This is a genomic window from Staphylococcus sp. MB377 (assembly GCF_001922505.1).
GTDB lineage: Bacteria > Bacillota > Bacilli > Staphylococcales > Staphylococcaceae > Staphylococcus > Staphylococcus haemolyticus.
The window spans coordinates 54,717-72,828 of record NZ_MAON01000055.1; the positions used below are offsets into that span (position 1 = coordinate 54,717).

General features: G+C 32.0%; 19 protein-coding genes and 1 pseudogene. 15 read left to right on the top strand and 5 right to left on the bottom strand.

What is annotated here, in order from left to right; all coding sequences use genetic code 11:
- Positions 1 to 110: 110 nt before the first annotated feature.
- Positions 111 to 1,025 (bottom strand): COX15/CtaA family protein, encoded by a 915-nt coding sequence (locus BB045_RS09535; protein WP_070581283.1) that lies wholly within the window; start codon positions 1,023 to 1,025, stop codon positions 111 to 113.
- 247 nt (positions 1,026 to 1,272) lie between these two features.
- On the opposite strand from BB045_RS09535, the gene cyoE reads away from it, so the two are divergent.
- The 4 genes from cyoE to BB045_RS09555 all read left to right on the top strand — a co-directional run bounded on the left by cyoE (position 1,273) and on the right by BB045_RS09555 (position 4,394).
- Positions 1,273 to 2,184 carry a heme o synthase gene (gene cyoE, locus BB045_RS09540; RefSeq protein WP_070581282.1) on the top strand — a complete coding sequence of 304 codons (912 nt, stop codon included), beginning with the start codon at positions 1,273 to 1,275 and terminating at the stop codon, positions 2,182 to 2,184.
- Between the two features lie 29 nt (positions 2,185 to 2,213).
- On the top strand, positions 2,214 to 2,675 hold the full coding sequence (locus BB045_RS09545) for a DUF420 domain-containing protein (RefSeq protein WP_011276111.1): 462 nt from the start codon (positions 2,214 to 2,216) through the stop codon (positions 2,673 to 2,675).
- Positions 2,676 to 2,870: 195 nt separating this feature from the next.
- A complete protein-coding gene (locus tag BB045_RS09550; protein WP_075140714.1) occupies positions 2,871 to 3,929 on the top strand; it encodes a CAP-associated domain-containing protein in 1,059 nt (352 codons plus the stop codon).
- A gap of 27 nt (positions 3,930 to 3,956) precedes the next feature.
- Entirely contained in the window at positions 3,957 to 4,394 is a 438-nt protein-coding gene (locus BB045_RS09555) for a YlbF/YmcA family competence regulator (protein WP_070581280.1), read from the top strand.
- Positions 4,395 to 4,454: 60 nt separating this feature from the next.
- Here the strand turns inward: BB045_RS09555 and BB045_RS09560 are convergent.
- Positions 4,455 to 5,383: pseudogene (locus tag BB045_RS09560) on the bottom strand (lysophosphatidylglycerol phospholipase D).
- Between the two features lie 167 nt (positions 5,384 to 5,550).
- Here BB045_RS09560 and BB045_RS09565 point away from each other — a divergent pair.
- Positions 5,551 to 5,802, top strand: coding sequence for a DUF2129 domain-containing protein (locus tag BB045_RS09565; protein WP_037536213.1), 252 nt, complete (start codon positions 5,551 to 5,553; stop codon positions 5,800 to 5,802).
- 2 nt (positions 5,803 to 5,804) lie between these two features.
- On the opposite strand, the gene BB045_RS09570 is transcribed toward BB045_RS09565, so the two are convergent.
- Positions 5,805 to 6,194, bottom strand: coding sequence for a DUF7147 family protein (locus BB045_RS09570; protein WP_075140715.1), 390 nt, complete (start codon positions 6,192 to 6,194; stop codon positions 5,805 to 5,807).
- Between the two features lie 69 nt (positions 6,195 to 6,263).
- Here BB045_RS09570 and rsmD point away from each other — a divergent pair, with 69 nt between their 5' ends.
- Both rsmD and coaD read left to right on the top strand, forming a co-directional pair.
- Positions 6,264 to 6,815: a 16S rRNA (guanine(966)-N(2))-methyltransferase RsmD gene (gene rsmD / locus BB045_RS09575; RefSeq protein WP_070440239.1), complete on the top strand. Its 552-nt coding sequence runs from the start codon at positions 6,264 to 6,266 to the stop codon at positions 6,813 to 6,815.
- Complete coding sequence (gene coaD / locus BB045_RS09580; protein ID WP_070440237.1) at positions 6,808 to 7,293, top strand: pantetheine-phosphate adenylyltransferase; 486 nt, start codon at positions 6,808 to 6,810, stop codon at positions 7,291 to 7,293. The genes rsmD and coaD overlap by 8 nt, the downstream gene beginning before the upstream one ends.
- A 125-nt stretch (positions 7,294 to 7,418) precedes the next feature.
- On the opposite strand, the gene BB045_RS09585 is transcribed toward coaD, so the two are convergent.
- Positions 7,419 to 8,561 (bottom strand): nucleotidyltransferase, encoded by a 1,143-nt coding sequence (locus BB045_RS09585; RefSeq protein WP_070581277.1) that lies wholly within the window; start codon positions 8,559 to 8,561, stop codon positions 7,419 to 7,421.
- A 126-nt stretch (positions 8,562 to 8,687) separates the two neighbouring features.
- Between BB045_RS09585 and BB045_RS09590 the strand changes: the two genes are divergently transcribed.
- The 5 genes from BB045_RS09590 to pheT all read left to right on the top strand — a co-directional run bounded on the left by BB045_RS09590 (position 8,688) and on the right by pheT (position 14,263).
- On the top strand, positions 8,688 to 9,242 hold the full coding sequence (locus tag BB045_RS09590; RefSeq protein WP_070581276.1) for a YceD family protein: 555 nt from the start codon (positions 8,688 to 8,690) through the stop codon (positions 9,240 to 9,242).
- Positions 9,243 to 9,324: 82 nt separating this feature from the next.
- Positions 9,325 to 9,498 carry a 50S ribosomal protein L32 gene (gene rpmF, locus BB045_RS09600; protein WP_002435373.1) on the top strand — a complete coding sequence of 58 codons (174 nt, stop codon included), beginning with the start codon at positions 9,325 to 9,327 and terminating at the stop codon, positions 9,496 to 9,498.
- Between the two features lie 200 nt (positions 9,499 to 9,698).
- Positions 9,699 to 10,439 (top strand): TrmH family RNA methyltransferase, encoded by a 741-nt coding sequence (locus BB045_RS09605; RefSeq protein ID WP_070581275.1) that lies wholly within the window; start codon positions 9,699 to 9,701, stop codon positions 10,437 to 10,439.
- 363 nt (positions 10,440 to 10,802) lie between these two features.
- Positions 10,803 to 11,861 carry a phenylalanine--tRNA ligase subunit alpha gene (gene pheS / locus BB045_RS09610; RefSeq protein WP_070581274.1) on the top strand — a complete coding sequence of 353 codons (1,059 nt, stop codon included), beginning with the start codon at positions 10,803 to 10,805 and terminating at the stop codon, positions 11,859 to 11,861.
- A complete protein-coding gene (gene pheT, locus BB045_RS09615; protein WP_075140716.1) occupies positions 11,861 to 14,263 on the top strand; it encodes a phenylalanine--tRNA ligase subunit beta in 2,403 nt (800 codons plus the stop codon). The genes pheS and pheT overlap by 1 nt, the downstream gene beginning before the upstream one ends.
- 51 nt (positions 14,264 to 14,314) lie before the next feature.
- Here the strand turns inward: pheT and rnhC are convergent, their stop codons facing one another.
- Positions 14,315 to 15,247, bottom strand: coding sequence for a ribonuclease HIII (rnhC, locus tag BB045_RS09620; protein ID WP_075140717.1), 933 nt, complete (start codon positions 15,245 to 15,247; stop codon positions 14,315 to 14,317).
- A gap of 280 nt (positions 15,248 to 15,527) precedes the next feature.
- Between rnhC and zapA the strand changes: the two genes are divergently transcribed.
- The 3 genes from zapA to polX all read left to right on the top strand — a co-directional run bounded on the left by zapA (position 15,528) and on the right by polX (position 18,103).
- The gene (zapA, locus tag BB045_RS09625; protein ID WP_011276097.1) at positions 15,528 to 15,794 is read left to right on the top strand and encodes a cell division protein ZapA; all 267 of its coding nucleotides are present in this window, start codon (positions 15,528 to 15,530) and stop codon (positions 15,792 to 15,794) included.
- Positions 15,795 to 16,316 (top strand): CvpA family protein, encoded by a 522-nt coding sequence (locus tag BB045_RS09630; RefSeq protein WP_070440227.1) that lies wholly within the window; start codon positions 15,795 to 15,797, stop codon positions 16,314 to 16,316.
- A gap of 74 nt (positions 16,317 to 16,390) precedes the next feature.
- Complete coding sequence (gene polX / locus BB045_RS09635; RefSeq protein WP_070581271.1) at positions 16,391 to 18,103, top strand: DNA polymerase/3'-5' exonuclease PolX; 1,713 nt, start codon at positions 16,391 to 16,393, stop codon at positions 18,101 to 18,103.
- The last annotated feature ends 9 nt before the right edge of the window (positions 18,104 to 18,112 follow it).

Sequence of the window (18,112 nt, forward strand, 5' to 3'; positions counted from 1 at the left end):
TTTTAAAAATGAGCTAATTAATAAATATTTATAAACGTCATCGTTAATAAAATTTTAAAATAAAAAGGAGGTGTGAATGAACCATTCACATCTCCTTTTATACTAATAGGTTATTTAATTTTTTCACTTCTAATGGTACGTAGCATTAACATAATAAAGTAAGCTATCATACCGAATAATATTGTGATAAATAAAGCGTGTAAAAGTGCAATGAATAAATTTACATTAGTCATTACAGATAGTGCACCAGTAATTACTTGTAAGATGATAAGGATAAATGCAGTTGTATACCCATATCGAATTGTTCTATTCTCAGAGTAATTTTTAACTGCATGAATAAACGTTATCATTATCCAGAAGAACGTTATAAATGCCATACCACGATGCGCAAATTGTACCCAATCTTGCTCTGTATGTGGAATGATGTCATGGAAAGGTAAAGGCCAGCCACCATATGCTAAACTTGCTTTTGCATGTCTAACTAAAGCACCAGTATATATTGTTAAATACACAATACCTGTCATCATCCATGTTAATCTTCTTAATGGCTTTCTGATATATAGTTCATCAGCTTCATATTTTTTATCGACTTCAAAAATGATAAGCATTAAAACAAACACTGAAGAGAAACTGATTAAAGATATGCCAAAGTGCAGTGCTAATACGTATGAATTTTGTTGCCAAATGACAGCTGCTGCACCAATCAATGCTTGAACTAGTAAAAATGCAATACTAATTATTGCTAATGGCTTTACCTCTCTAATATAGCCAATATGTTTCCATGCTGTAATAGCTAACCACAGTACAACGATTAATGATAAACCAGAGATGGCACGATGACTTAATTCGATAATTGTATCGATAGGTAAATTTTGAGGGAGTAATGCACCGTGACATAAAGGCCAAGAAGATCCACATCCATCTTCCGAGCCAGTCTTAGTAACTAATGCACCACCAAGTTGTACAAATGCCATTATGATAGTTGCTAATACAGATAACCACTTAAGGTTTCGTTTGTTAAACAATATTATACACCCCATCATTAATCAAGAGTATTTTGACAGTGTAGATAAATTAGTACTGAATGCTCTTAATTAATGTCTATTTTTATTACAATTTTATTATTAAAATAATTATACAACAATAGGAACTAACAAAAAATTAATGAAGTAGAATGTCGTTAAAGTGTCACAATTAAATTTGATATAAACTAGTCAATTTTTAGTAATTGCTATATCATAGTATTATATGAAAATTTTAAGGAGGGGGATCATGAGCAAAGAGCAAACTTTGACACAACCATCGAGCCGTGTATCGTTTAAAGAGTTACAACAAATTATTAAGATGGGTTTAGTTCAAGGTAACTTAATTCCTGCATTTGCAGGTGCTTGGTTAGCTGTTGTGATGAGCAATCATTCCTTCCTATCGTCAATACCTCAAATTCTATTAATGTTGATTGGATCAACATTAATTATGGGTGGCGCTTGTGCATTAAATAATTATTATGATCAAGATATTGACAGAATAATGCCAAGTAAGCAAAATAGACCGACAGTTAATGATAGAATTTCAGATAAAAATTTATTAATTTTAAGTTTTGGTATGATGTTAGTAGGAGAAGCTTGTTTATTCTTATTAAATGTACCATCAGGTGTATTAGGACTCATCGGCATTGTGGGTTATGTGTCTTATTATTCAATTTGGTCTAAAAGACATACAACTTGGAACACAGTAGTAGGGAGTTTTCCGGGTGCAGTACCACCATTAATTGGTTGGGTTGCTATTGATGGAAATATAAGTCTTATTGCAATTGTATTATTTTTAGTTGTTTTTTGTTGGCAACCAATTCATTTCTATGCTCTAGCAATTAAACGAAGTGATGAATATTCATTAGCAAATATACCTATGTTACCATCTGTTAAAGGATTTAAACGTACTAGAATAAGTATGTTTATATGGTTAGTCTTTTTACTTCCGCTACCATTTCTTTTATCAAGTCTAGGGACAACATTTGTAGTATTAGCGACATTGCTTAATTTAGGTTGGCTTTATGTTGGTTTAACTTCTTTTAAGAAAGCGACAGATCAAACTAAATGGGCAACAAAAATGTTTATTTACTCCCTAAATTATTTAGTAGTATTTTTCGTTTTAGTTGTTGTTATCTCACTGATAAAAATGATTTAAAATATACAAATTTAATAAGGATGAAATATATGAATTTACCAATTCTACCGACGATTAGTACAAGTTGTATTGTGATTAGTGCTATCTTTGTTGCCATTGGATGGTGGCAAATCTGGCATAGAGATATAGATAAGCACAAGAAAACAATGTTATGGGCAGCAATCTTTGCATTAACTTTCTTTATTATCTATGCATCAAGAACTATATTTATAGGTAATACAGATTTCGGGGGACCAGACTCAGTTAGAACGTATTATAAAATTTTCTTAATTTTCCACATTAATTTAGCTACAATTGGTGGCGTTCTAGGGCTAATTCAAATTATTACAGCATATAAAGATAAATTTAAATGGCATAGAAAAGCAGGTCCAATTGCATCAGTTATATGGTTCTTTACAGCTATCACTGGTGTAGCAGTTTACTTACTTTTATATGTATTTTACCCAGGTGGAGAAACGACTTCGCTAATTAAAGCAACATTGGGATTATAATCGAATTTAGTGTAACAACTTAAATACAAATTGATTGAGACTAAGACATCATTGTCTTAGTCTTTTTTGTAACATCAATATCAATTTATTTGTAAAAGGATGACTTGGTAAAAGTAGTCTTGCTAAGTAGTATGTCTTGATTAGTAAAATAGTTATTTTGTACAATAGATATAATTCAAAACAGGTGGGTGAAAGATGGCAAAATTAATAATTAAAGTTTTAGGTGTAATATTTTTAATATTATTTCTTATATATTTATTTTACTCACCTAGACTTAAATTTGATGTATTAGAAAATCCAAATAAAACTGTTTCAACTAATCATTCAGAACAAACGCCTAAGACACGTAACACTAGTGAAAATCCATCACCAAAAGAGGGCGTAGGTACTTGGATTAGTAAAGATATAGATGATTTAACTGATAAATTCGGTCAAGCAAGTCGTACATATCCATTTAAAGGGCACTATATGAATTACGTATTTAAAAAAGATGAACAATATTACATTGTTTCAACTAAAGAGAATAAAATAAAATCAGTTTATGTAACGGGAAGTAAAGCTAATGTTTCCCCTTTAAAAATTAATGAGAGTGCATCACATATTTTTGAAAATACAAGTATTAACCCGGATCCTTCTATTAAAGTGAATGGTCAAAGTTATAATTTCGAATTATCTGATGAAGATATAAAAACACAAACATTGATTAAATATGGAAATGTTTATGCACAAGTTTACGTGGATCAGCAATCGAATCAAATTATGGGGATTCGCTTTCTTGATAAAGAGGCACTAGCATTTCTTAAGCCATATCCTTTAGCTAATGAATCTGATGATGACTATAATGAAGAAGATTTTGATAAAGCTAAGAAAGATAATCTTCCTTATGAACAAAATCCTAATCAATTAATGACGCTATATGAAATTACGAATGAGATGAGAAAGTTAAAAAATATTAAACCACTAAAAGTCAATTCAGATATAGCTCACATTGCATCAGTAAACTTATATGAGGCAACAGGTTCTAATGATGTTGAATTTACTGAGGATGCTTTGAAAAGCCAATTAAGCAACGAAAACATTTCATTCATTTCTACAAGCCAAAATGTCGGATATGATTTTGATGATGTACCGACACTAATTCACAGTTGGATGAATTCTGATATGCACCGTTCTAGAATGTTGAATACTAAATATGAGGAAATGGGTGGAGAAGTTATGAAAGATTATTATTCACTTATTTTTCTAGAAAAATAATCTATTAATGGAAGGGGGAACCATACATTGTATACAGAAGAAACAATGTCAATTCTTGATGATATAGAAGGACTATCGGATATGATTGTTCAATCTGAACTTTATCATGATTTTCGCGCAGCACAAGAGATACTAAACAATGATGATGAAGCACATCTTATGTATCAGGCTTTTTTGAAATCTAAAGTTGTTTATGATGAAGTTATGCGTTTTGGCAAATATCATCCTGATTATCAAAAGGTTATGTTAGAAACAAGAAGACGTAAAAGAGCTTATGAAATGTTACCAGTCGTCATGGATTACAAATCTAAAGAGGTAGCTCTACAAAATCTAATTGATGAAGTAGTAAGTAAAATAGCATTTTCAGTTTCGGAAAATGTCAAAATTGAAGCGGGAAATCCATTCTTTAAAACAGGTCATGATGGATGTGCGACAGGTGGTACTTGTAATTGTAGTTTGTCATAAAATAAGGAGAAAGAAATCATATTGCATTTGATTTCTTTCTCCTTTTACTTTATAGTGCGTTTATTTCTCAATGTTGAGACTTAATTTGAATTGTTTACCTAAATCTGGGCGATCTGTTACTAATGTATGAACACCTTTATGATATAAATCGGTCATTAGGTCAATGCTATTAATTCCGTAAAATCCAGGCACTATATTTAATAAGTTTAACCATTGTATAAAACGTTTAGAAGTCAATGGAATACCTTTAAATTGGGTAGGCATTTGAAATGTATCAGCAACGGGTTGATACTTATTTCCTAATCCTAAATTAAATTTGATAAATCCTTCTGCAACTTCTTTTTGACTTGCTCCAATAGCAACTTGTCCTTTACTTATTTCTCTAAAGCGATCATTTTGTTCTTTGTAAAAGCTAGTTACTAATACGCGATTTTGTGCCTGATTATTAATAATATCTTCATACATTTTTGTTGGCGAACTGTTCCTTCATAACTATCTGGTGCATCTTTTAAATCAACATTAATATACATATTAGGATACATTTTTAAAAGCTCATCAAAAGTTAATATTTTTGCTTCATCATGACCACGATATGGAAATTGGCCATTAATATCTTTAAAGTGATAACCAGCATCTAAACGCTTTAATTCTGAAATTCTATGATCACTTACCTTACCTGAACCATTTGTAGTACGATCTACAGTAGCATCGTGAAAGACAATTAGTTTTTCATCTTTAGTAAGTCGAACATCAGTTTCAAAACCATCTAAGTTGTAAGCGACGGCATTATCGAATGCCAATTGGGTTTGCTCAGGTCTGACTGTCATGCCGCCTCTATGTGCAAAAATGTATGGTGCCTTACCATTAAAGAATTTAGGGATTTCTTTAGTTTTATTTACCTTATTACCTTTATTTATAATAAATAAACTACCCAAAAAACTAACGCTCGCTAAGCTCAAATTAAGAACCCATCGTTTTTTGATCGTCATTTATATTGCCTCCTTGTTATTATTGAATTAAGCGTACCAAACTTCACACCAACGAAAAAGTAAATAGCTGTTTGATGCACAGGGATACAGTTCATGGGATTAAAGGATTTTATAATATAAATAGTCGTGGTATAGTTATTATGCATAATAAATGGAGTGTGTATAGTATGGAATTAATTCCAAGAGTGAGTTTAATTGTTTATTTAAAACATATTAAGCATGAGCGTCAAATTAGAAAGTATGGACATATTATTTATACGAATAAGCAACGTAAATATGTTGTATTGTATGTTAATGAAAATGACGCAGATGCAATTGTTCATAAATTAATGAAACTAAAATACGTTGTGGATATAGACGGATCACCTTATAAATATTTGAAAAAAACTTATGAAAAAGAAAAACATGAAATTCTATAATTTTATTGCATGGGTGGAATCCAATTTTGTAGTCGTAATACACTTATCAAATACTTAAAGTATTGGTCTAACGTGTGGAACGCTTCTGATGGTTGTACATCTATACCGAATATAGGTACATTATATTGATTTGCTTGATTATTAATGAGTTCAAATTTTTTATTACTGTCAGGATATGGATATTTAAGCGCATCAAGCATGATGTACATAGCTTGGAAATGATTACCTGAAGTTGGATTCATAATCATTGCAACTGATGAAAGTTGTTTTGAAGATTGTGGTGTATGAAAGTATACAATTTTATTTATCCGGAGATGGTTGTATTCTATTAAGGTATCAAATTCAAATAGGTCTGTTAATCCTTCTCCCAATACGATAAATGACTGTTTCATAATATAATCCTTCTCCTTTTTACAACAAATTATAATAAATAACCTAGAGAAATGGAAGTGTAAGTCAAGATGAGAGTTATTGCTGGAAAACATAAAAGTAAAGCCTTAGAAAGTTTAGAAGGTCGTAATACACGTCCAACTATGGATAAAGTGAAAGAAGGTATATTTAATAGCTTACAAGAAGTACATGGTTTAGGTTTAGACTTATTCGCTGGAAGTGGCGCATTAGGTATTGAAGCATTATCTCGTGGTATGGAAAAAGTCATATTTGTAGATCAAAATTTTAAAGCTGTTAAAGTGATACAAGCTAATTTAAATCAATTAGACCTACGTGATCAATCTGAAGTTTATAAAAATAATGCTGATCGTGCATTGAAAGCTTTAAAAAAGAGAGAGATTCAATTTGACTATATTTTTCTTGACCCTCCATATAATAAAGGTTTGATTGATAAAGCTTTAGAGCAAATTGCAGAGTTTAATTTATTGAAAGAAAATGGTATCATCATTTGTGAGTTTAGCAATCATGAGCAAATCAACACAAATGGATTTAAAGTGATTAAACAATATCACTATGGTCTTACTGATACTTTGTTACTAGAAAAAGGAGAACAAAATGGCTAAAACGAAGGCGGTCATTCCTGGTAGTTTTGATCCTATTACATATGGACACATCGATATCATCGAAAGAAGTGCAGGGCGCTTTGATGAATTACATATTTGTGTGTTAAAGAATAGTAATAAAACTGGAACGTTTAATATTGACGAGCGAATGACATTAATTGAAGAATCTGTAAAACATTTATCAAATGTTGAAGTACATAATTATAACGGTTTGTTAGTAGATTTTTGTGACAAAATTGGTGCTCAAACAATCATTAGAGGGTTGAGAGCAGTCAGTGATTTTGAGTATGAATTGAGACTAACATCAATGAATAAAAAACTAAATAATAATGTAGAAACGATGTATATGATGACTAGTACAAACTATTCTTTTATTAGTTCGAGCGTCGTAAAAGAAGTGGCGCAATATAAAGCTGATATATCAGATTTTGTACCTCCAAATGTTGAGAAAGCATTAAAAGAAAAATTTAAAAAGTAATAGATGAGGTTAAAATAATTCCATTCAAAACTGTACGAGGCAAATTTAATTTGTATAGGTCTACATTTATTCCGCATTAGCCGACTAGGACTGAGAAAGAGCTTTAAATTAAGCATTTCTCAGTCCTAGTTCTTTTTATTAATTATTACAGGTGTATTAAAATCATTAGCTCTTTGACCAGATATTAAATTATAAATATGAGTTGCTTTAATTTCATTTTTAAATAAAGAGGCAGTTTCCTTGTTAATATTTGTAACAAAATAGCGATTAGGGAATTGTTTTTTTAAGTACTTTAAATACTGTTGCCCTCTTTGATTCATGCCTAGAATTCGCACTCCCCAAATTTCATCATCAAAATCACTTTTGTTAATGTTTAGTAATATTTGCATCAGAACGCGCTGTATATGCGTGTATGTGAAACGTTTAGTTTTAATTAAAGACATAAACGTGTCGAAATCTTGCGCATTTTGAATGTTTGATTTGAGACGATGTTCAAAGCCCTCAGACATGGTATAAATGTGTGATAATTCTTCAGAGGAGCGACTTAAAATATTATATTTAATAAAATTAAACGTTTGCTTCTTCAAAAGGTGTGGCGTTTCATATAAATGCTTTATATCTGTTGGTACGACATCTTTCCAGGTGTTTTCTTTATTTAATAAAGCGTGTCTAATAGCTGAGCCACTTGCGAAACTGTCATGTTTAATCTCTTGATCGTGATGTGCGGTAGATTGACGTTGAATAGCGATTCTTCTTATAGTTGGAGCTATATTGCTAATGGCTTTTATGTATGCTACACCTAATATATTGTTAGGAGAGCGTAACACTTGTTGATCATCAATTAGGTCATGTACAATTTTGGCGTAACTGTTCCCTTGTTTAATTAAGTCTTGAAAATATGACGATTGTTCAAGCGAGTTAATATTAGATGCTACGTTTTCAAGACGTGAAATGTCATTGATTTCACTGCCAAATGCAATAGTATCAATATCTAAATAGTGAGCTACTTTAATTGCAAAAGTTGCAAAATAATCACTCGATGACAGACTAGCAATCGCTGGAAGTTCAACAACTAAATCAACGCCTGACAAAGCCATCTTTGTTCTCAAGAATTTATTATAAATTGCTGGCTCGCCACGCATGACGAAATTGCCACTCATAATTGCAATACTTATCTCCGCGTCGGACTGTAACTTAGATTGTTGAGCGTGATATAAGTGGCCATTATGAAATGGATTATATTCTGTGATTAGTCCAACACTTTTCATTTGCAATTCATCCTTTCGATATTCATTATTAGTATTGTAACAGATAAAAGTATGTTAAGAAAAAATCTTGACAACTTATACTTGTAAAGTTAAAATAAATTTTGTGTTTGTTAGAGGTGAAGCCATATGAAATGGTCAATAACGCAATTAAGAAAATATCAAGGTAAGCCATTTGAATTCAATCAAACGGCAAATTTTGAACATTTAATAGAACCTTTAGGCTTGATTGATTTATCAGACATCAATGTTGAAGGTGAATTAACCGTTAAAGCCAATGAAGTTATTGCAGATATTCATTTAACTGGAACATATACAATGCCTTGTGCACGTACGCTTGTACCTGTAGAAGTTCCTTTAGATGTAAGAACATCTGAAATATTTGATTTGGAAGGTTATGACAGTTATACCGATGAAGAAGTAGAAGAGGATGAACACTATCATCTAGCTACTGATGGTATGATTAATATTCGAGACATTGCTGAAGAATTGGTAATCATTGAGAAACCGATGAGAGCTTTCTCTGAGAATAGCGATCAGATGCTTACAGAAGGTAATGGTTGGGAAGTTATTGACGAAGATCAAATGATTGAACTTGAAAAAGAAAAAGACAATGATGATTCCCAAACGCAACAAGTTGATCCTAGGCTTCAAAAATTACAACAATTATACGATAAAGAGTAATAGCAGGTTGTTTTAAATTATTGTATAATGATTTAATGACCTAACACTTAAGATATGTGTTTAATATTAAGGAGGATATATCATGGCAGTACCAAAAAGAAGAACGTCTAAAACTAGAAAAAACAAACGTCGTACTCACTTCAAAATTTCAGTACCTGGTATGACTGAATGCCCAAGTTGTGGGGAATACAAATTATCTCACCGCGTATGTAAAAACTGTGGTTCATACAACGGTGAAGAAGTCGTTTCTAAATAATCGACTTAATGATTTTAGTGAAGCATGGACAATTTAATTTTGTTCGATGCTTCTTTTTTATCAATAATCAAATTTTATAATAATCGACGATAAAAATGGTTATACATATAATGTTTAAGTTTCCATTATGATCGATTTAGTTATGTTAATATAAATTAGTAAACACCATCAATAATAGCTACTATAAAATGGAGAACTATATGGAACAAATTACGTCAGCACAAAACAGTAAGATAAAAAATGCGAATAAATTAAAGAAAAAGCGAGATCGTGATAAAACTGGACAAGCATTGATTGAAGGTATTCATTTAATCGAAGAAGCTTACCAAAGCGGCATTGTCATTAAGCAACTATTTGTAATTGAACCAAATAGAACAGATGAAGCGCTTAAGGATTATGCTGAAGAGACATTTGAAATTAATATGAAAGTTGCAGAATCATTATCAGGTACGATAACACCTCAAGGTTTTTTTGCTGTAATTGAAAAGCCTAAATATGATGTTACGCAAGCCAAACAAGTATTATTAATCGATCGCATTCAAGATCCGGGTAATCTAGGCACATTAATTCGTACTTCTGATGCAGCGGGAATAGATTTGATTGTAATGGAAAAAGGTACAGCCGATCCATATCAAGACAAGGTTTTACGAGCAAGTCAAGGTAGTGTATTTCATATTCCGGTTATTAACGCAGATTTGAAAACATTTATCGCTGATTTTAATGGACCAGTTTATGGTACTGCGCTTGAGAATGCGCAACCATATAAGGAGGTAGCATCTCAAGATATATTTGCCTTATTACTAGGTAATGAAGGTGAAGGTGTGAACAATGCATTATTAAATGAAACATCACAAAATTTAACAATACCAATTTACGGCAAGGCGGAAAGCTTAAATGTAGCTATTGCTGGAAGTATTTTACTTTATCATTTGAAAGGTTGACCTTGAGAAATAAAATCGGCTATACTTAGATGTACACAATAATCAATGTAAATTAATAACTTAAGTTATAAAAATTGAAAATATAACCGATAAAAAGACCTTAACTGATATAAAGTGTTGTACAGGGAGAGTAAACGTGACTGCAATTTACTCCAACATGTATTAGTTTCTTTCATCTTTTTGGTTACTTAAAGAAATTTAGGTCGGAGTACGTCTTCGTTACCAACGATTACAAGTGTATGCATATGCATAAATTTGGGTGGTACCACGGAAAGACTTTCGTCCCAGTTTTGGGATGGAAGTCTTTTTTTATGAAAAAATGTTAACAATAAATAGTGAATATAATGTGAGAGGTGTAAGTCAATGACTCAAAACGATTCAATGGCAGAATTAAAACAACAAGCACTTGTTGATATTAATGAAGCTCAAAATGAACGCGAATTACAAGATGTTAAAGTTAAATACTTAGGTAAAAAAGGCTCAGTAAGTGGATTAATGAAAAATATGAAAGATTTACCTAATGAAGAAAAGCCAGCATATGGTCAAAAAGTAAATGAATTACGTCAAACAATTCAAAAAGAATTAGATGAGAAGCAAGAATTGTTAATAAATGAAAAATTAAATCAACAATTAGCAGAAGAAACAATCGATGTAACATTGCCAAGTCGACAAATTAGTATAGGTTCTAAACATCCTTTAACACGAACAGTTGAAGAAATTGAAGATTTATTCTTAGGTCTAGGTTACGAAATTGTTGATGGCTATGAAGTAGAACAAGATTATTATAACTTTGAAGCTTTAAATTTACCTAAATCCCATCCGGCACGTGATATGCAAGATAGTTTTTATATTACTGATGAAATCTTAATGCGTACACACACATCTCCAGTACAAGCACGCACAATGGAAAAACGCAATGGACAAGGACCAGTTAAAATTATTTGTCCTGGTAAAGTTTATCGCCGTGATTCAGATGATGCGACACATAGTCACCAGTTCACACAAATTGAAGGACTAGTTGTTGATAAAAACATTAAAATGAGTGATTTAAAAGGAACATTAGAATTAGTGGCGAAAAAATTATTCGGTGCAGACCGTGAAATTCGATTACGTCCTAGTTATTTCCCGTTCACTGAACCTTCTGTAGAAGTGGACGTATCATGTTTCAAATGTAAAGGTAAAGGCTGTAACGTATGTAAACATACAGGATGGATTGAAATTTTAGGTGCGGGTATGGTACACCCGAATGTACTTGAAATGGCTGGATTCGATTCAAATGAGTATTCTGGTTTCGCATTTGGTATGGGTCCTGACCGTATCGCGATGTTGAAATATGGTATTGAAGATATTCGTCATTTCTATACAAATGATGTTCGATTCCTTGAACAATTTAAAGCTGTTGAAGATAGAGGTGAAGCATAATGTTGATTTCTAATGAATGGTTAAAAGATTACGTAGATGCAGGGGTTAATGTTGAAGATTTAGCAGAACGTATTACCCGTACAGGTATTGAAGTAGATGACATGATAGATTATACAAAAGATATTAAAAATCTAGTGGTCGGCTATATTCAATCAAAAGAAAAGCATCCTGATGCAGATAAATTAAATATTTGCCAAGTAGACATTGGTGAGGAAGAACCTGTTCAAATCGTTTGCGGTGCACCCAATGTAGATGCTGGTCAACACGTCATTGTTGCGAAAGTTGGTGGTCGCTTACCAGGAGGCATTAAAATTAAACGTGCTAAATTACGTGGTGAGCGTTCAGAAGGTATGATTTGTTCATTACAAGAAATTGGTATTTCAAGTAATGTGGTACCTAAAGCATATGAAAATGGTATTTTTGTCTTTCCGACAGAAGTTGAGCCAGGAACGGATGCATTAACAGCACTATATTTAAATGATCAAGTGATGGAATTTGATTTAACACCTAACCGTGCCGATGCATTAAGTATGGTAGGTACAGCTTATGAAGTAGCTGCGTTGTATCAAACTGAAATGACGAAACCAACTACTAAAAGTAATGAAATTTCAGAATCTGCAACAAATGAATTATCAGTAACAATCAATAATCCTGAAAAAGTCCCTTATTATAGTGCGCGTGTTGTTAAAAACGTAAGTATAGAACCATCTCCAATTTGGATGCAAGCACGTTTAATAAAAGCAGGTATACGACCAATTAATAATGTTGTAGATATTTCAAACTATGTTTTATTAGAATATGGTCAACCGTTACACATGTTTGATCAAGATCATATCGGCTCTAAAGACATTGTTGTACGACAAGCGAAAGATGAAGAGACAATGACTACATTAGACAATAATGAGCGCAAGCTAGTAGATACTGATATCGTTATTTCTAATGGTAAAAAACCTATTGCATTAGCTGGCGTAATGGGTGGCGACTTTTCAGAAGTAACTGAACAAACTACCAACGTAGTAATAGAAGGTGCAATATTCGACCCAGTATCAATTCGTCACACTTCACGTCGTTTAAACTTACGTAGTGAAGCCTCTAGTCGTTTTGAAAAAGGTATCGCAACAGAATTTGTTGACGAAGCGGTTGACAGAGCATGTTACTTATTACAAGAGTTAGCTTCTGGTGAAGTACTACAAGATAGAGTATCTTCAGGAGATTTAGGATCATTTGTGACACCAATCGATATTACAGCTGAAAAGGTAAATAAAATAATTGGTTTTAATTTGTCTAATGACGAAATTCAAGCTATCTTTAGACAATTAGGTTTCGAAACAACATTAAAAGGCGAAACATTAACGGTCAATGTGCCTTCACGTCGTAAAGATATTACTATTAAAGAAGACTTAATTGAAGAAGTCGCACGTATTTATGGTTACGATGAAATCCCTTCAACATTACCAGTATTTGGCGAAGTAACAAGTGGGGAATTAACGGATCGTCAACATAAAACACGTACCGTTAAAGAAACGCTAGAAGGTGCTGGATTGAACCAAGCAATCACATATTCATTAGTTTCTAAAGATCATGCTAAAGACTTCGCACTTCAAGAACGTTCAACAATCAGTTTATTAATGCCTATGAGCGAAGCACATGCTACTTTACGTCAGAGCTTATTACCACATTTAATTGAAGCAACTGCATATAATGTAGCTCGTAAAAATAAAGATGTTAGATTATATGAAGTTGGTCGTGTATTCTTTGGCAATGGTGAAGGCGAACTTCCAGATGAAGTTGAATATTTAAGTGGTATTTTAACTGGAGAATATGTTGTTAATGCTTGGCAAGGTAAAAAGGAAGAAATTGACTTCTTTATCGCTAAAGGTGTTGTAGACCGAGTTGCGGAAAAATTAAATTTAGAATTTAGTTATAAAGCTGGAAAAATTGAAGGTTTACATCCAGGACGTACAGCGATTGTATCTTTAGAAGGACAAGACATTGGTTTCATTGGTGAATTACACCCACAAGTTGCAGCAGATAATGATTTAAAACGCACGTATGTGTTTGAATTAAATTATGATGCAATGATGCAAGTAGCGGTTGGATATATTAATTATAAACAAATTCCTAAATTCCCTGGTGTGACAAGAGATATTGCATTAGAAGTTAATCATGATGTACCTTCTTCTGAATTGAAACAAATTATTCATAATAATGGTGAAGACATCTTACAAAGTACATTAGTATTTGATGTTTATGAAGGTGAACATTTAGAAAAAGGCAAAAAATCAGTAGCAATCCGATTAAATTATTTAGACACAGAAGACACTTTAACTGATGAACGCGTATCTAAAATTCATGATAAGATTTTGGAAGCATTACAAGCTCAAGGTGCTACAATTAGATAATGAAGTAAAAGAGACGAATTCTGTATTAATGGAATTCGTCTCTTTATAAATTTATTTATATTTTTTAGTCACTAAATTTTGGGTTTTTTCTCGATTTTTAAAATGTTTTTTTGAGATCATATCTAACGTTTCTATTCCATGTTTATCAATAATTTGAGCAGCTATCAAATCTACTTTATTGCTAGCACCTTTAGGGATAACTTGTTTCATTTTATGTGATATATGATCCATATGTTTAACAAAGGCGTATCTTGAAATAATACTAGCAGCTGCGATTGCTAATGATTTAGATTCACCTTTCGTTTCAAATTTAGTTTTTTCTGGGTAGGGTAGTGAACTTAAAGCATAGCGTTGATAAACACCACGTACTGCAAATTGATCAATAACGATATAATTTAACTCATTGCAATTAATTTTTTGGGTGACGTTTTTGATAGCTTCATTATGTAGTACAGCTTTCATTTTAACTTGGGACCAACCAATAGCCTGTCTATCGTTATATTTTGGATTATCAAGCGTTAAAAGTGAATGAGGAATAAATGTAATCAATTGTTCAGCAAGTTCGATTATTTTTTGATCATTTAATTTTTTTGAATCATCCACACCAAGTGTTTTTAAAATTTTAACATTCTCCTTAGAAACATAAGCAGCACAAACAGTTAGAGGGCCGAAGTAGTCACCACTTCCTGCTTCATCACTTCCTATACAATTATAATGATTATAAGCTAATGTTTCACCTGAAGATTGGTTAGAAGATGATGAATTCTTGGAAGTAGTGGTATGATCTGGAAGTAATTGTTGGGCAACAGCTTCCGCATTTTTTCCTTGAAACATAACTTTGCCTGAATTATAAATATTTATCACAGATTGTTTGTATTTAGTTCTCGCTTTCATTCCTGGAGGTAATTGAGATGTTTCAAATGTAATTTGTTGTAAGAGATGTTGGATTTCTGATTCTGATAATTTATGAACGACATTTGCCATAGGCTAGTTGATCCTCACTTTTCAAAATATAATAAAACATAGATAAGCATAACATATTGAGGACGTTCATCAGAATAGTTATATAGTTCAAATTTACATTAATTAAAATGATTACGCGTTAGCTACTTACCAAACAACATATCCTAATGTATAATAAGTTGTGATATTCTACTACATAAATTGCGTAAAGTGCATACTAAATTGAAGTACAAGATGAGGTGGTTATTTACATGTAACCATTGATAGGCTTAAAGAATAAATAATGTCAGGAGTTATTGCTATGGGAGAATTTAGAAATCGAATCAATGTCACGATTAACGATCAGAATTATACTATCATTGGTGAAGACAGCCCCGAGCATATTCGTTACGTAGCACATTTAGTTGATGAAAAGTTAAAAGAAATGGGACGTAAATCAACAGGATTAGATACTACAAGAAAATCAATCCTAACAGCGGTTAATATTATGCATGAAAAGGTTAAATTAGAAGAAGAAAACCGCAAACTATTGCAAGAAATTCAACAATTAAAACAACGAGAAGAATAGATGATTATTGATTTTACGATAGCTATTATTATTGTGTATGGTCTTATTATAGGGTATAGAAGAGGGGGATGGTTGAATAGTTTACATTTATTTTCAACGATAGTCTCATTAGTTATAGCACATCAATTTTATTATCGAATTAGTTCGCAGTTAATTGTATTTATACCTTTTCCAAAGACAATTGCATATGATATGAAGTATGCATTTCATTTTAATGATTTGCAGCAACGCTTTGATACAATTATTGCATTTTTACTAATTGCCTCACTTTGTAAGTTGATTTTATATCTTATAATAATTACTTTTGATAATATAGTGACGTATCGAATGATTAACCAAATCAGTAGACTATTTGGTAGTTTAATAAGTGTAGTGATGGCAGTTGTTGCGATACAGTTATCAATCTATGTGTTAGCATTGTATCCAATTGAGTGGTTACAACACAATTTACAACATGCGTACATAGGCAAACTTATCTTGTTTCATACACCATTTTTCTCGTCTTATATTTTAAATTTATAAAACAAAACTGATATAAGGTCAGGACAAGGCTTCTTTGTTAAATGTCCTGGTCTTCTTTTTATGGAGTGATTAGAATGACAAAAAAAGATGTAATTCAATTATTAGAAAAAATTGCTATATATATGGAATTAAATGGGGAAAATACGTTTAAAGTATCTGCGTATAGAAAAGCAGCTCAAAGCTTAGAAATTGATGAACGACCACTTGATGATATTAAAGATGTTACTGAATTAAAAGGTATTGGTAAAGGTGTAGGGGAAGTCATTGATGAATATCGTAAAACAGGTGAATCAAGTTATTTAAAAGAATTACAACAACTTGTTCCAGAAGGCTTGATTCCATTAATGAAGATTCAAGGATTAGGTAGTAAAAAAATAGCTAAATTATATAAAGAACTTAATATTACAGATAAAGAAAGTTTACAATTGGCTTGTGAAAGTGGAAAAGTGAGCGAACTAAGTGGTTTTGCTAAAAAAACTGAACAAAATATACTTGAAGCAGTTAAAGCTTTAGGAGCAAAAAAAGATAGCTATCCAATAGACACTATGCGAGGTTTAAATCGTATCATAATCGATTATTTAGAAACAATTGATAGTATTGAGAGATACTCAGAAGCAGGAAGCTTCCGTCGTTATAAAGAAATGAGTAAAGATTTGGATTATATTATTAGTACGGAGCATCCAGACGAAGTACAACAACAACTTTTAAATATACCTAATAAAGTTAAAGATGTTGCTGTTGGCCAAACGAAAGTTTCATTAGAGTTGACGTACGATGATGAGACTATTGGCGTAGATTTTCGCCTTATTGAGCCAGTTGCGTTCTATCACACATTACAACATTTTACAGGTTCTAAAGATCATAACATTCGTATAAGACAAATGGCTAAAGCGCAAAATGAAAAAATAAGTGAATATGGAATTGAACAGCAAGATGGCACTTTACTTCAGTTACAGAGTGAGGAAGAGATTTATCAACATTTCGGTAGTGAATGGATTGCACCTGCCTTACGTGAAGACGGTAGCGAATTTGATAAAGATTTAAGTGAAATTATTACTTTGGATGATATTAACGGAGATATTCATATGCATACCACATATAGTGATGGTGCTTTTTCTATTAGAGATATGATTGAAGCAAATATAAAAAAAGGCTATCAATTCATGGTGATTACTGACCATTCACAAAGCCTTAAAGTCGCAAATGGGTTACAAGTTGAACGTTTATTACGTCAAAATGAAGAAATTAAGAAGCTAAATGAAGAATATGCAGAAATAGATATCTTTTCAGGCACAGAGATGGATATTCTTCCTGATGGCTCGTTAGATTATGATGATGATGTGTTATCACAACTTGACTATGTTATAGCTGCGATTCACCAAAGCTTTAATCAATCAGAAGAAGAGATTATGAAACGTTTGGAAAATGCATGTCGAAATCCATATGTACGACACATCGCTCATCCAACAGGACGTATTATCGGTCGTAGAGAAGGGTACAAACCGAATATCGATCGATTAATGAAGTTAGCAGAAGAAACAAATACAATAATGGAAATTAACGCAAATCCTAAGCGAATAGACTTAAATGCTGAAACAGTTAAAAAATATCCTAATGTAAAATTAACAATTAATACAGATGCTCATCATATTGATCATTTAGACTTTATGAAATATGGTGTAGCCACTGCTCAAAAAGGGTTTGTAAATAAAGATCGAGTAATTAACACAATGTCTCGTCAAGCATTTAAGGATTTTGTTGGAAATAATAAAAAGTTGAAGAAATAGAGGGATTGT

Bases quoted from the DNA above. Each gene is read 5' to 3' on its own strand.
- BB045_RS09585 (WP_070581277.1), bottom strand. From the start codon at position 8,561: ATGAAAAGTGTTGGACTAATCACAGAATATAATCCATTTCATAATGGC.
- BB045_RS09545 (WP_011276111.1), top strand. From the start codon at position 2,214: ATGAATTTACCAATTCTACCGACGATTAGTACAAGTTGTATTGTGATT.
- pheS (WP_070581274.1), top strand. From the start codon at position 10,803: ATGACTCAAAACGATTCAATGGCAGAATTAAAACAACAAGCACTTGTT.
- polX (WP_070581271.1), top strand. From the start codon at position 16,391: ATGACAAAAAAAGATGTAATTCAATTATTAGAAAAAATTGCTATATAT.
- rsmD (WP_070440239.1), top strand. From the start codon at position 6,264: ATGAGAGTTATTGCTGGAAAACATAAAAGTAAAGCCTTAGAAAGTTTA.
- BB045_RS09630 (WP_070440227.1), top strand. From the start codon at position 15,795: ATGATTATTGATTTTACGATAGCTATTATTATTGTGTATGGTCTTATT.
- BB045_RS09605 (WP_070581275.1), top strand. From the start codon at position 9,699: ATGGAACAAATTACGTCAGCACAAAACAGTAAGATAAAAAATGCGAAT.
- BB045_RS09565 (WP_037536213.1), top strand. From the start codon at position 5,551: ATGGAATTAATTCCAAGAGTGAGTTTAATTGTTTATTTAAAACATATT.
- BB045_RS09550 (WP_075140714.1), top strand. From the start codon at position 2,871: ATGGCAAAATTAATAATTAAAGTTTTAGGTGTAATATTTTTAATATTA.
- BB045_RS09570 (WP_075140715.1), bottom strand. From the start codon at position 6,194: ATGAAACAGTCATTTATCGTATTGGGAGAAGGATTAACAGACCTATTT.
- rnhC (WP_075140717.1), bottom strand. From the start codon at position 15,247: ATGGCAAATGTCGTTCATAAATTATCAGAATCAGAAATCCAACATCTC.
- rpmF (WP_002435373.1), top strand. From the start codon at position 9,325: ATGGCAGTACCAAAAAGAAGAACGTCTAAAACTAGAAAAAACAAACGT.
- BB045_RS09590 (WP_070581276.1), top strand. From the start codon at position 8,688: ATGAAATGGTCAATAACGCAATTAAGAAAATATCAAGGTAAGCCATTT.
- cyoE (WP_070581282.1), top strand. From the start codon at position 1,273: ATGAGCAAAGAGCAAACTTTGACACAACCATCGAGCCGTGTATCGTTT.
- coaD (WP_070440237.1), top strand. From the start codon at position 6,808: ATGGCTAAAACGAAGGCGGTCATTCCTGGTAGTTTTGATCCTATTACA.
- pheT (WP_075140716.1), top strand. From the start codon at position 11,861: ATGTTGATTTCTAATGAATGGTTAAAAGATTACGTAGATGCAGGGGTT.
- zapA (WP_011276097.1), top strand. From the start codon at position 15,528: ATGGGAGAATTTAGAAATCGAATCAATGTCACGATTAACGATCAGAAT.